A 12,313-nucleotide genomic window follows, 5' to 3' on the forward strand; every position below is an offset into this window, starting at 1 on the left:
CGGCCGCAGCATCACGCTGCGGCCGGCCTTTTCGTGTGCCGGGACTTACTTTGCCGGGACTACTGCTTGCCGTACTTCTTGTGCACGGCCTGCTTGCTGACGCCGAGGCACAAGGCAATCGCCTCCCACGACAGCCCGGCCTGCCGGGCAGCCCGCACCAGCCCGGCCTCGGCCCTGCCGACTTCCTTCTGCAGTTCAGCCACGGCGTAGAGCGCCTCCGCCGGGCCCATCCCGTCCATCGATCCCACCAGGGTCTTCATGCGGTCCACCTCCATGGCGTCAACCATAGTTGACGAGCACGACGGCGTCAACGAAAGTTGACGGTGCCTTTCGTTTTGTTCCGGTTCCCGGTTGAATGGGGCACAGGGATGTCGACTGAACGACAATTGGGGGACGCAATGAAAAAGAAGTGGACCATCCTGCTGGTGTTGTCGGGACTCGCGTTCGCCGCCTGCGTCCTGATCCTGCCGCGGCCGCTCGCGGCCGTTACGGGCGGAGAGGCCGACGCCGGAACATCCGTGTTGTTCGTCCTCGGGCTGGTCCTGCTGGCAGACTCCCTCGGGCTGCTCGCCGTCGGACTCCGCCTGCGCTCCCGCGACCTCAACACGCCGCGCAGCTACGGCAACCGCGAGCCGCTCGGCGCGGACGGGGACCGGAAGCCCAACCCGTACGAGCCGCCCACCGCGCTGAACCAGACGCAGATGGGCCACCACACCGGGCAGTAGGCACCCACGCCACAACGCAACGTTGCACGGCCGGCCAGGCCGAACGGTCACAATCTCCCGGCCCAGGCTTCCGTCCTGTTACGGTGGCGGCATGGCCGAACTCAGTCCCGAAAGCCGCGAATACTTCCGCACCCTCCCCCGCCGGCGCGTTGCCGCTGGCCTCGTCATCCGCGACGGGCAGGACAGGGTCCTTGCCGTGAAGCCGAACTACAAGGACGGTTGGCTTCTACCCGGCGGCACGGTTGATGCCGGGGAGGCGCCCCGCGCCGCCGCACGCCGCGAGGGCCGCGAAGAACTGGGCCTGGACATCGTCCCCGGAGCCTTGCTCATCATCGGGCACTCGGCGTTTCCCTCCCCCATCGGCGACGGCCTGAACTTCCTCTACGACGGCGGGGTCCTGTCCGCCGACACCCGGATCGTCCTGCAGGAAGAGGAACTCACCGAATGGCGGTTCGTCGCCGAGGCGGACTTCCCGGACTACTTCGGGATCCACGGCGCGTTCCATGTCGCCTCGGCCCTCACGGGTCTGCGCGAAGGCCGGGTCCTCGAACTCCAGGACCGCGAAGAGGTCGTCTAGCAGCTGTGGAACGGCGGGCTTCGAAACTTCCAAGCGGCGGGCGCTACTGGCCGTAGAACTGCCGTTCGAAAACGGCCCGGGTGCGCCGGCTCATCCGCAGATAGTCTTCCTCGAAGACCGCCGCCTGGCCCGGCGCGTAGCCGCACCAGCGGGCCACCGCCTCCAGATCCCGGCGCGACGCCGGCAGCAGGTCGGAGGCACGGCCCGTGCAGATCACGTTGGCCGAACGGATCCGGCTTGCCATGCGCCAGGTGTCGCGCAGCAGTTGGCCGTCCTTCTTACTGATCAGCTCCAGCTCGGCGATGGCGTCGAGCGCCTGCATGGTGGAGGTGGTCCGCAGGGCGGGGTGCTTACCTGCGTGCTGCAGCTGCAGGAGCTGGACGAGCCACTCGACGTCGCTCAGGCCGCCGCGGCCGAGCTTCACATGGCGGGCGGGATCGGCCCCGCGGGGCAGCCGCTCCGATTCCACACGGGCCTTGATCCGGCGGATCTCCCGCAGCTCCGTGTCCTCAAGCACCTCCGGGTACCGGATCGGATCGACAAGGTCGACGAAGTCGGCGGCGAGGCCGTCGTCGCCCGCCATCGGCTGGGCCCGCAGAAGGGCCTGGGCCTCCCAGACCAGGGACCAGCGCCGGTAGTACTCGGCGTAGGAATCCAGGGAGCGCACCATCGCCCCGTTCTTGCCCTCGGGCCGCAGATCGGCGTCGACCGTGAGGACCCGTTCGGCCTTGATCGCCGGTTTCAACGGCTGGGTCAGCAGGCTGGACACCTGGGCGACAATCGCCAGCGCCTGCTTCTGGGCTTCTTCGTCGCCCGCGCCGGGCTGTGCGCGGTGGACGTACATGACGTCGGCGTCGGAACCGTAGCCGATTTCCCGGCCGCCCTGGCGTCCCATGGCCACCACCAGCACGTGGGTCTTGAGCGGGCCGCCGTCGGAGACAATGTTCTCGGCGACATGCAGGGCACCGAGGACCGCGGCGCGGTCCGTGTCGGCCAGGGCCGAGCCCACTTCGTCCTGGTCGAGCAGCCCGGAGCTGTCCGCGATGGCGATCCGGAGGATTTCGCGGCGCCGGATGAGCCGGATGAGGCGCATGGCGCTTTCCGGGTCGGCGTGCCGGGACATCTTCGACTGGATTTCCTGCCACTGCCCCTCGAAGGACACCGGCTTGAGCTCCTTGTCGTTGCCCAGCCAGGCTACCGATTCCGGGGAAACTTCCAGCAGGTCGGCAATCAGCCGGGAGTTGGACAGCACGTGGCACAGCCGTTCGGCCGCCGCCTGCGAATCGCGCAGCATTCCCAGGTACCAGTGCGTGGTGCCGAGGGCCTCGCTGACCCGGCGGAAGGCGAGCAGGCCGGCGTCGGGATCCACACCCTCGGCGAGCCAGCCGAGCAGGATCGGCAGCAGCTGGCGCTGCAAGGCCGCCCGGCGGCTGACGCCGGCAGTGAGTGCCTCGATGTGCCGCATGGCGCCCCGCGGATCGCGGTAGCCGAGCGCCGCCAGGCGCCCCTGCGCCGCTTCCGGGCTGAGCCGGGCATCCTCGCTGCTGAGGCTTGCCGCGGTGTTGAGCAGCGGGCGGTAGAAAATCCGTTCGTGCAGCTCACGGACGGAGCGTTTGGTCTTCTGCCAGGTGCCGATCAGGGCATCCGGGTGCGGGCGTTCCGAGGAGAACGGCCCGAGCACTGCCTTGGCCAGGAAGCGCTGGGCGTCCTCGCTGGTGGGCATCAGGTGGGTGCGGCGCAGCTGGAAGAGCTGGATCCGGTGTTCCAGGAGCCGCAGGTACCGGTAGGCGCTGTCGAAGGCCGCGGCGTCGGCGCGGCCGATGTAGCCGCCGGCGGAAAGCGCGGCGATGGCCGACGTCGTGTCCTTGCTGCGCAGCGTCTCGTCCGACTTCCCGTGGACGAGCTGGAGCAGCTGGACGGTGAACTCGACGTCGCGCAGGCCGCCCGGGCCGAGCTTGATCTGGCGCTGTTCCTCGGCGGGCGCGATGTTGTCGGTGACCCGGCGGCGCATCGCCTGGACGGATTCGACGAAGCCTTCACGGCCCGACGACGCCCAGACCAGCGGCTGCACGGCCTCCTCGTAGCGGGCGCCGAGTTCCCTGTCGCCGGCGATGGTGCGGGCCTTCAGGAGCGCCTGGAACTCCCAGCTGTCCGCCCAGCGGGCGTAGTAGCTCAGGTGCGAGGGCAGGGTCCGCACCAGCGGCCCGGACTTGCCTTCGGGGCGCAGGTTCGCGTCGACTTCCCAGAGGCCGGGTTCGGGCGCGGTGGAGGAAATCGCCCGCGAAATGCCGCTCGCCAGGGCCGTGCCGATGGTGGCGGCGTGGGCGTCTTCCAGCCCTTGCGCCTCGATCACATAGATGACGTCGACGTCGGAAATGTAGTTCAGCTCGCGGGCGCCGCATTTGCCCATGCCGATCACGGCCAGCCTGACGGCCGCGACGTCTGCCGGGTCGAAGGCGGCGGCCACCTCGGCCCGGGACACGGCGAGGGCGGCCTCGATCGCGGCTCCCGCGAGGTCGGCAAGCTCGGCCCCGACGATCGGCATGGCGTCCTGCGGGCTGGCCGCGCACAGGTCCCTGATGGCCAGTTCAGTCAGGCCCCGCCGGTACGCGGTACGCAGGGCAGCGTAGGCCGCGGGGCCCGTGAGACCAGCCACCGGCCGCGGGGAGGCGGCGTCGGCGCGGACCGAGGCGAGCAGGCGTGCCCGGAGCACGGCCGGATCCTGTGCCTGCGGTTCCGGGCTGACCCGCTCGTCGAACACGTCGAGGTGCTCGGGGTGCCGGATCAGGAACTCGCCCAGGGCCTCGGAAGCGCCGAGGAGCCGGTACAGCGGTTCGCTGCGGTCCGGATCCGCGGCCGCGAGCTCCCGCAGGGCCGGGTGCTTCTCGATCAGCCGTACCAGGGTCTGCAGTGCCGTATCGGGGCTGGCGCTCAAGTGCAGGCCCGTGAACAGGGTCTCCTGGTCGATGCCGTCGAGTTCGCGGGCGCCGAGGAAGCGCTCCCCTTTGTCAAGATCGCTGAAACCGGCTGAAATGAGCCGGCGTGCCAGGCTCATGCCGCCCGCCTAGAGGATGCCGAGATTGCGCTGAAGCTCGTACGGGGTGACCTGGAGCCGGTAGTCCTGCCACTCCGCCCGCTTGTTGCGCAGGAAGTGTTCGAACACCTGCTCGCCGAGTATCTGGGCGACGAGCTCGGAGTCCTCCATGGCACGGATGGCGTCGTGCAGGCTGGACGGCAGCGGGGCGTGGCCCATTGCCTTGCGCTCCGCGGACGTCAGCGACCAGACGTCGTCCTCGGCCGCGGGCGGCAGCTCGTAGCCTTCCTCGATGCCCTTCAGGCCGGCACCCAGCAGCACCGCGTAAGACAGGTAAGGATTGGTGGCGGAGTCGATGCCGCGGTACTCAATCCTGGCGGACTGGCCCTTGCCGGGCTTGTACAACGGGACGCGGACCAACGCGGAGCGGTTGTTGTGGCCCCAGCTCAGGTAGCTCGGGGCTTCGCCGCCGCCCCAGAGCCGCTTGTAGGAGTTGACGAACTGGTTCGTCACGGCCGTGAATTCCGGGGCGTGCTTCAGGATGCCCGCGATGAACTGGCGTGCGGTCTTGGACAGCTGGAACTCCGAACCGGCCTCGAAGAAAGCGTTCGTGTCGCCCTCGAAGAGCGAGAAGTGGGTATGCATGCCGGAGCCGGGGTGGTCCGTGAACGGCTTGGGCATGAAAGTGGCGTAGGTGCCCTGCTGCAGCGCCACTTCCTTGATGACCGTTCGGAACGTCATGAGGTTGTCCGCCGTCTGCAGCGCATCGGCGTAGCGGAGGTCGATTTCGTTCTGCCCGGGACCGGCCTCGTGGTGGCTGAACTCGACGGAGATGCCCACGGACTCGAGCATGGTGACGGCGGTGCGGCGGAAGTCCTGGGCCACGCCTCCGGGCACGTGATCGAAGTACCCGCCCTCATCCACCGGGACCGGGGCGCCGTTGGGCCCGAGTTCGCTGGACTTGAGGAGGTAGAACTCGATTTCGGGGTGCGTGTAGCAGGTGAAGCCCATGTCCGCGGCCTTGGCCAAGGTGCGCTTAAGGACGTTGCGGGGATCGGCGGCGGACGGCTCGCCGTCCGGGGTGAGGATGTCGCAGAACATCCTGGAGGTCTGTTCGGTATCGCCGCGCCAGGGCAGGATCTGGAAGGTGGCCGGATCCGGCTGGAGGAGCATGTCGGATTCGAAAACGCGGGCAAGTCCTTCGATGGACGAGCCGTCGAAGCCGAGGCCTTCTTCGAAGGCGCCTTCCACCTCGGCCGGCGCAAGTGCCACCGACTTGAGCGATCCGACGACGTCGGTAAACCACAAGCGCACGAAGCGCACGTCGCGCTCTTCGATGGTCCGCAGTACGAACTCTTGCTGGCGGTCCATGGGGCCCCTTTTCAGATTCAATGTCCACACCGCGGGCAGGGTTTTCTCCGGGCCCACGGCAGCTCAGCCTTCACTCTACTAAGCATTGCCCGGGAATGCCGGTGCAAGGCCTCCCCGTAACACAGCGTTTACAAACCGGGAGTGCTGTCTCGCCCGGTGGCTAGCCGGCCGGGGACCGCATACGCTCTTGTCATGGCCCCGAGCAACAATCCTGATTCGCGCACTCCCGAACCCGGCAGCAACCCCGAGACCGGCAACAGTCCCGAAACCTCGGCACCGTACGGCTCCGGCCCGTCGCCGGCCGCCGCGCCGTCCGGCGGAGTTCCCGGTGCCGTCCCGTCCGGCCGCGTGCGCCTCCACCACCTGCAGCAAGCCAAGGCCAACGGCGCCCGCTTCGCCATGCTCACGGCCTACGAACAGTACAGCGCCGAGATCTTCGACCAGGCCGGCATCGAGGTCCTGCTGATCGGCGACTCGGCGTCCAACAACGTCTTCGGCAACGAAAGCAGCCTACCGGTCACGGTGGACGAACTTCTCCCGCTCTGCCGCGCCGTCGCCCGGTCGACCAAGCGGGCCCTCGTCGTCGCGGACCTGCCGTTCGGCAGCTACGAAGTGTCCGCCGAACAGGCGGTGGCCACCGGCGTGCGCTTCCTCAAGGAGGGCCTTGCCCAGGCGGTGAAGATCGAGGGCGGCGCCTACTACGCGCCGACCGTCCGCGCCATGGTGCAGGCCGGCATTCCGGTCATGGCCCACATCGGCTTCACGCCCCAGAGCGAGCACGCGCTGGGCGGTTACCGGGTGCAGGGCCGCGGTGACGACGCCCAGCGGTTGATCGACGACGCCGTTGCGCTCGTCGACGCCGGCGCCTTCAGCGTGCTGATGGAAATGGTCCCCGCGGAGACGGCCGCCGCCGTCGACGCCGCGATCAAGGTGCCCACGATCGGCATCGGGGCGGGCAACCAGACCACCGGCCAGGTGTTGGTCTGGCAGGACATGGCCGGCCTCCGTGGCGGCAAGATGGCCAAGTTCGTCAAACAGTACGCCGATCTGCGGGGCATCCTGGGCGACGCCGCCCGGACGTACGCCGATGAGGTCCGCTCGGGCAGCTTCCCCGGCCCGGAGCACTCCTTTTAGCCGGACGGACAAGTCCCGGCCGGACGGACGGGCCCGCCAGAGGACACAGGCAGCCTAATCGTCGTCGTCCTTTTCCCAGGCCTCGTTGCGGGCCCGGACCTTCTCGAGGGCGTGCTCGGCTTCCTCCCGGGTCTTGTACGGCCCGATCAGCTGGGTCCAGTCGGACATCGCGTCCTCCTCGATCTCGTGGGTCTGTACGTTGTACCAGTACTCCGTCACGTTGGCTCCTTCCCGATCGGCGGCCGCCGCGTAACTTTTCGCGGCGGCCGTACGCGGCCGGCCGCATTGTTAGCTGCGTCTCCTTGCTCCCTTATATGATCAATCTATGCCTTCCCCCGCTTTGACTGCACCCATCGGCACGCTCACCCAAGGAACCGTCAGCCCCGAGCTGCCGGTTCCGGCGTCGATCGCACGCCCCGAGTATGTCGGCAAGCCGGCCCCGGCCAAGTTCACCGGCTCGGAAGTGAAGTCGGCGGAGACCATCGAAAAGATCCGCATCGCTGGCCGGATCGCCGCACAGGCGATCGTGGAGGTCGGAAAGCACATCCAGCCGGGCGTCACCACGGACCAGCTGGACCGGATCGGGCACGAGTTCCTCATGGACCACAACGCGTACCCGTCCACCCTTGGCTACCGTGGCTTCCCCAAGTCGCTGTGTTCCTCGCTCAACGAGGTCATCTGCCACGGCATCCCGGACACCACCGTGGTCCGGGACGGCGACATCCTGAACATCGACATCACCGCGTTCATCAATGGCGTGCACGGTGATACCAACTACACCTTCCTGGTGGGCGACGTGGACGAAGAGTCCCGTCTCCTGGTGGAGCGGACGCAGGAGTCCCTCAACCGGGCCATCAAGGCAGTGGCACCCGGCCGCGAGATCAACGTGATCGGCAGGGCCATCGAATCCTACGCAAAGCGTTTCGGTTACGGAGTGGTCCGTGATTTCACGGGCCACGGAGTGGGCGAGGCCTTCCACACGGGCCTGATCATTCCGCACTACGACGCCGCACCGGCCTACAACACGGTCATCCAGTCCGGCATGGTGTTCACCATCGAACCCATGCTCACCCTCGGCACCGTCGAATGGGACATGTGGCCGGACAACTGGACCGTGGTGACCCGGGACCGCAAACGCACCGCGCAGTTCGAACACACCCTGCTGGTGACCGACACCGGCGCGGAAATCCTCACCCTGCCCTGACCTGGGCCGCCGGACCTCCGGCTGCCCAGTGCCTCATCTGCCTAGTGCCCTATCTTCCGCCAACCCCTGCCAAGAACGGATATGCATTGACGAAGGATTCGAAGAACCACAAGAACGCCCCGCTGATCGGGATCGACATCGGCGGTACCGGCATCAAGGGCGGGATCGTGGACCTGAAGAAGGGCAAGCTCGTCGGTGAGCGCTTCCGGATCCCCACCCCGCAGCCGGCCACCCCGGAGGCCGTTGCCGACGTCGTGGCCGAGATCGTCAAGGAACTCTCCGGCCGTCCCGACGCACCGGCGGAAGGCTCGCCGGTCGGCGTCACCTTCCCCGGCATCATCCAGCACGGCGTGGTCCGCTCGGCAGCGAACGTGGACAAGTCCTGGCTGGAGACCGACGTCGACAAGCTGTTCAGCGACCGCCTGGGCCGCCCGGTCGAGGTCATCAACGACGCCGACGCCGCCGGCCTCGCCGAGGCCCGCTACGGTGCCGGTGAAGGCGTGGACGGGACCGTGCTGGTGATCACCCTCGGCACCGGGATCGGTTCCGCCTTCATTTTCAACGGCCAGCTGGTCCCCAACGCCGAACTCGGCCACCTCGAGGTCGACGGCCACGACGCCGAAACCAAGGCCTCAGCCGTCGCCCGCGAGCGGGACGGCCTGAGCTGGGACGAGTACGGGGTCAAGCTCAACCGCTACATGCAGCACGTCGAGTTCCTCTTCTCCCCCGAACTCTTCATCATCGGCGGCGGGATTTCGAAGCGCTCGGACGAATACTTCCCGCACCTGCAGCTGCGGACCAAGATCGTCACGGCCGAACTGAAGAACGACGCCGGAATCGTCGGCGCCGCCCTCGAAGTCGCCGTCCACCACAAGCTCGTCAAGTAGCCGCCCGGTCCGCGGCTTGCGCTGGAATCGTCACAGGCGCAAGCTGCGGCCGACATGGTGCCGGTGGTGGCAGGGGCTTCCCCTCCGCCGCCACCACCGGAGTCTTTCAGAGAGCTACTGGGAGCCCTTGGCGCCGGCTTTGCTCCGGCCGGCCTTCCCCGCGGTATCCTGCCCAAGCTGGGCCTCTTCACGGAGCAGGGCGATGGCGGATTCGAAGTCTTCGAGGGATTCGAAGGCCTGGTAGACGCTTGCGAAGCGGAGGTAGGCGACCTGGTCGAGCTTCTGCAGCGGACCGAGGATGGCGAGGCCCACCTGGTGGGCGTCGATCTCTGCGGCGCCGGAGGCCCGGATGTTCTCCTCGACCTCCTGGGCGAGCATGGCGAGGTCGTCCTCGGTGACGGGACGGCCCTGGCAGGCTTTGCGGACGCCGTTGATGATCTTGCTCCGACTGAACGGTTCGCCGACACCTGAACGCTTCACGACGGACAGGCTGGTGGTCTCCACCGTGGTGAACCGGCGGCCGCATTCGGGGCACTGCCGGCGGCGCCGGATCGAGGAGCCGTCTTCGGCCATGCGGCTGTCCACCACCCGGGAGTCGGGGTTACGGCAAAACGGGCAATACACGCCGGCCTCCCTCTCCTGGTGCTGATCCTGCCTGGCGCCCGGCCAGGTACAGCCGGAAACGCGAATGGTGGCGGAAGCAATGCTTCCGCCATCATTTTACGTTCGGACACGGGCTAATGACAAGCATGTAATTACTACATGTAGTGCCGCCCACCGTATATGTAGTGCTTTATGCCCCGGCGAAGCGGATTGTCACGGCGTCGCCGTGGCCGGGAAGATCCTCGGCTCCCGCCAGGCTCACGATGTGCCGGCTGACCTCTTCCAGCGCCTGCCGGTTGTAGTTGATGAGCTGCACGGCGCGTAGGAAGGTGGTGACGTTGAGGCCCGAGGAGAACGCCGCCGTGCCGCTCGTGGGCAGCACGTGGTTGGAGCCGGCGCAGTAGTCGCCGAGGCTGACGGGGCTGTAGTCGCCGACGAAGATGGCGCCGGCGTTGCGGATCCGCGCGGCGACCGCCGGCGCGTCCGCCGTCATGATTTCCAGGTGTTCGGCCGCGTAGGCGTCGCACACCGCGATCCCCTGCTCCAGGTTGTCTACCAGCACGACGCCGGACTGCGGCCCCGAAAGGGCGGTCACTACGCGTTCGCCGTGCTTGGTCCGGGCCGCCTGGCGCTTGAGCTCGGCGTCCACGGCCGCCGCCAACTCCGGCGAGTCCGTGACGAGCACGGATGCGGCTTTCGGGTCGTGCTCGGCCTGGCTGATGAGGTCGGCGGCGACCAGTTCGGGGCGGGCCGTGCCGTCGGCCAGGATGGCGATTTCGGTGGTGCCGGCCTCGGAGTCGATGCCCACCACGCCCTTGACGAGGCGCTTGGCCGTCGCCACGAAGATGTTGCCGGGACCGGTGACGACGTCCACCGGCTCCAGCGCTTCCTCGCCGTCGGCGCCCGGAACACCGTAGGCAAAGGCGGCCACAGCCTGGGCGCCGCCGATGGCGTAGACCTCGTCGATGCCGAGCAACGCCGCGGCAGCCAGGATGGTGGGGTGCGGCAGGCCGCCGAACTCTTTCTGCGGCGGCGAGGCGAGGGCCACCGAGGGGACACCGGCCGCCTGGGCGGGAACCACGTTCATGATCACGGACGACGGGTAGACCGCCAGGCCGCCGGGCACGTACAGCCCGACCCGGCCCACCGGCACCCAGTTCTGGCTGACGACGGCACCGTCGCCGAGTTCGACGTCGACGTCCGCCGGGCGCTGGGCGACGGCGAACTGCCGGGCACGGCTGATGGACTCCTCCAGTGCCGAACGGACGGCGGGCTCGAGGTTCTCCAGGGCGTCGGCGAGTGCCGCTGCCGGGACCCGGGGGTGGGACTGCTCGACGCCGTCGAACGCCAGGGCGAATTCGCCCAGCGCCGCGAAACCACGGGAGCGGACGGCCGCGATGATGTCCAGGACCTTTTGTTCGGCGTCGGCCACCGTCTGATGCTGCGCCCGCGGCACGGCGGCACGCAGTTCCGCGAGGGAAAGGGCGCGGCCCCGCAGGTCGATGCTGCGGAAGACGAGGGAGTCGGTAACAGTGGCGGCTGGGTTCTCCGGAGAAATGGTCACCCGGCCATTTTAGTGTGCCTGGTCGCCGGTCCGTGTTCCGCGGCCCAGCAGGCTGAACAGGTTGTAAAGGAACGCCAGCAGCGCGACCGTGAAGGGCCAGACGATCAGGACGACGGCGGAACGGAGGGTGAAGCCGTCCTCGCCCGCGGGAACAGCCCCGGTGGGTCCCCACCATCCTGCGGCCAGCAGCCCCACCTGCCAGGCCGCGGCCGATCCGGCCAGTCCCCCGGCGGCAGCCAGGAAGGTGCGCAGCGCGCGGCCTTGCTCCGGCCGGCTCGAATCGAGCAACACGGCCGTGAAACAGCCCGCCAGCAGCAGCAAGGCGGCGAGCACGAGGTCCCGGGGAAGCCGCGTCAGCGGTGTCGAGGGATCCCCGAGGGCCGGGTCCCGGGTGAGCAGGTTGGCTCCGCCCGGGGCGAGCAGCCACCAGGCGATGCCGAGCAGGATCCCGGCGGCCGCGGGAACCACAAGCCATGCCCAGGTGCGGCTGCGGCGTACGGCTTCCCCGCCGACGTCGGCAGGGATCCCGTTCCAGGCCGCTCCGGTGCTCTCATACGCAGGCAGGGTCATGGATGCCACATTAACATTCATTGCGTCTGCCGCCGCAACGCGGCCCCGCAGGCATACCCGGAATACCTCCTTGAGGGTCCGTGGGAATACGCTGATTCCACGAGCACATCGACTTTGAGCAGGAGCTGGCCATGGCTGCGGACACCCCGTCCTTCGTGGGAACCTTCAGGGAAATGTTCCGCCGGCACGCCGCGGGCGTCGCGATCATCACCGCGAACCTGAACGGCAGGCCCTTCGGTTTCACCGCGACCTCGGTGGCATCGCTGTCCGCCGAGCCGCCCCGCTTCACCTTCAACATGTCGCGCAGCTCCAGTTCCTGGCCGGCCGTGGCGAACTCGACCTACATCGGCCTGCACATGCTCGGCCACGAAAACGAAGCCCTCGCGGACCGCTTCGCCCGCGGCGGCGGGGAGCGGTTCGAGGGCGACCATTGGGAGCCGGGCCCCTTCGAGGTACCGCTGCTGAAGAACGTCACCGGGTGGCTCATCGGGAAGATCCAAATGCGGCTTTCCTTCGAGAACAACGCGGTGGTCGTCGTCGAGGTGGTGGACGGGCAGGTGGGCGAGGACGGCAGCCCGCTGCTGTACCACTCGGGCACCTACGGACAGCCGGTCCCGCTCGACTACGAAATCTGAGCCCGGCCG

Annotated in this window: 12 protein-coding genes and 1 pseudogene; 6 read left to right on the top strand and 7 right to left on the bottom strand. The window is 68.2% G+C overall.

Annotated features, from left to right (window positions below):
• Positions 1-59 precede the first annotated feature (59 nt).
• Positions 60-275: an AsnC family protein gene (locus D3654_RS05060; RefSeq protein ID WP_120520545.1), complete on the bottom strand. Its 216-nt coding sequence runs from the start codon at positions 273-275 to the stop codon at positions 60-62.
• 123 nt (positions 276-398) lie between these two features.
• Between D3654_RS05060 and D3654_RS05065 the strand changes: the two genes are divergently transcribed.
• Together D3654_RS05065 and D3654_RS05070 are read left to right on the top strand one after the other, a co-directional pair.
• Positions 399-725: a hypothetical protein gene (locus tag D3654_RS05065; protein WP_120520442.1), complete on the top strand. Its 327-nt coding sequence runs from the start codon at positions 399-401 to the stop codon at positions 723-725.
• Between the two features lie 91 nt (positions 726-816).
• Complete coding sequence (locus D3654_RS05070) at positions 817-1,302, top strand: NUDIX domain-containing protein (RefSeq protein WP_120520443.1); 486 nt, start codon at positions 817-819, stop codon at positions 1,300-1,302.
• A 43-nt stretch (positions 1,303-1,345) separates the two neighbouring features.
• Here D3654_RS05070 and D3654_RS05075 read toward each other — a convergent pair whose 3' ends face one another.
• Positions 1,346-4,357: a bifunctional [glutamine synthetase] adenylyltransferase/[glutamine synthetase]-adenylyl-L-tyrosine phosphorylase gene (locus D3654_RS05075; protein ID WP_120520444.1), complete on the bottom strand. Its 3,012-nt coding sequence runs from the start codon at positions 4,355-4,357 to the stop codon at positions 1,346-1,348.
• Positions 4,358-4,366: 9 nt separating this feature from the next.
• On the bottom strand, positions 4,367-5,707 hold the full coding sequence (glnA, locus tag D3654_RS05080) for a type I glutamate--ammonia ligase (protein WP_074590578.1): 1,341 nt from the start codon (positions 5,705-5,707) through the stop codon (positions 4,367-4,369).
• Between the two features lie 192 nt (positions 5,708-5,899).
• Here glnA and panB point away from each other — a divergent pair, with 192 nt between their 5' ends.
• Positions 5,900-6,841, top strand: a complete 942-nt coding sequence (gene panB / locus D3654_RS05085) for a 3-methyl-2-oxobutanoate hydroxymethyltransferase (RefSeq protein WP_120520445.1) — start codon at positions 5,900-5,902, stop codon at positions 6,839-6,841.
• A 54-nt stretch (positions 6,842-6,895) separates the two neighbouring features.
• On the opposite strand, the pseudogene D3654_RS05090 reads toward panB, so the two are convergent.
• Positions 6,896-7,084, bottom strand: a pseudogene (locus D3654_RS05090) (hypothetical protein); the annotation flags it as partial.
• Between the two features lie 82 nt (positions 7,085-7,166).
• Between D3654_RS05090 and map the strand changes: the two are divergent.
• Together map and ppgK are read left to right on the top strand one after the other, a co-directional pair.
• Positions 7,167-8,045 carry a type I methionyl aminopeptidase gene (gene map / locus D3654_RS05095; RefSeq protein WP_120520447.1) on the top strand — a complete coding sequence of 293 codons (879 nt, stop codon included), beginning with the start codon at positions 7,167-7,169 and terminating at the stop codon, positions 8,043-8,045.
• 86 nt (positions 8,046-8,131) lie between these two features.
• Positions 8,132-8,932, top strand: a complete 801-nt coding sequence (gene ppgK / locus D3654_RS05100; RefSeq protein ID WP_120520448.1) for a polyphosphate--glucose phosphotransferase — start codon at positions 8,132-8,134, stop codon at positions 8,930-8,932.
• A gap of 114 nt (positions 8,933-9,046) precedes the next feature.
• Here the strand turns inward: ppgK and nrdR are convergent, their stop codons facing one another.
• The 3 genes from nrdR to D3654_RS05115 all read right to left on the bottom strand — a co-directional run bounded on the left by nrdR (position 9,047) and on the right by D3654_RS05115 (position 11,669).
• On the bottom strand, positions 9,047-9,556 hold the full coding sequence (gene nrdR / locus D3654_RS05105) for a transcriptional regulator NrdR (protein WP_120520449.1): 510 nt from the start codon (positions 9,554-9,556) through the stop codon (positions 9,047-9,049).
• Between the two features lie 169 nt (positions 9,557-9,725).
• Complete coding sequence (gene hisD, locus D3654_RS05110; protein WP_120520450.1) at positions 9,726-11,099, bottom strand: histidinol dehydrogenase; 1,374 nt, start codon at positions 11,097-11,099, stop codon at positions 9,726-9,728.
• Between the two features lie 9 nt (positions 11,100-11,108).
• On the bottom strand, positions 11,109-11,669 hold the full coding sequence (locus D3654_RS05115; RefSeq protein WP_245413094.1) for a hypothetical protein: 561 nt from the start codon (positions 11,667-11,669) through the stop codon (positions 11,109-11,111).
• 131 nt (positions 11,670-11,800) lie between these two features.
• Here D3654_RS05115 and D3654_RS05120 point away from each other — a divergent pair, with 131 nt between their 5' ends.
• On the top strand, positions 11,801-12,304 hold the full coding sequence (locus tag D3654_RS05120) for a flavin reductase family protein (RefSeq protein ID WP_120520451.1): 504 nt from the start codon (positions 11,801-11,803) through the stop codon (positions 12,302-12,304).
• Positions 12,305-12,313 lie beyond the last annotated feature (9 nt).

This window comes from Arthrobacter celericrescens, assembly GCF_003614925.1.
Classification (GTDB): Bacteria; Actinomycetota; Actinomycetes; order Actinomycetales; family Micrococcaceae; genus Arthrobacter; species Arthrobacter celericrescens.

Bases quoted from the DNA above. Each gene is read 5' to 3' on its own strand.
- map (WP_120520447.1), top strand. From the start codon at position 7,167: ATGCCTTCCCCCGCTTTGACTGCACCCATCGGCACGCTCACCCAAGGA.
- D3654_RS05075 (WP_120520444.1), bottom strand. From the start codon at position 4,357: ATGAGCCTGGCACGCCGGCTCATTTCAGCCGGTTTCAGCGATCTTGAC.
- D3654_RS05065 (WP_120520442.1), top strand. From the start codon at position 399: ATGAAAAAGAAGTGGACCATCCTGCTGGTGTTGTCGGGACTCGCGTTC.
- D3654_RS05115 (WP_245413094.1), bottom strand. From the start codon at position 11,669: ATGACCCTGCCTGCGTATGAGAGCACCGGAGCGGCCTGGAACGGGATC.
- D3654_RS05060 (WP_120520545.1), bottom strand. From the start codon at position 275: ATGGAGGTGGACCGCATGAAGACCCTGGTGGGATCGATGGACGGGATG.
- glnA (WP_074590578.1), bottom strand. From the start codon at position 5,707: ATGGACCGCCAGCAAGAGTTCGTACTGCGGACCATCGAAGAGCGCGAC.
- panB (WP_120520445.1), top strand. From the start codon at position 5,900: ATGGCCCCGAGCAACAATCCTGATTCGCGCACTCCCGAACCCGGCAGC.
- D3654_RS05070 (WP_120520443.1), top strand. From the start codon at position 817: ATGGCCGAACTCAGTCCCGAAAGCCGCGAATACTTCCGCACCCTCCCC.
- D3654_RS05120 (WP_120520451.1), top strand. From the start codon at position 11,801: ATGGCTGCGGACACCCCGTCCTTCGTGGGAACCTTCAGGGAAATGTTC.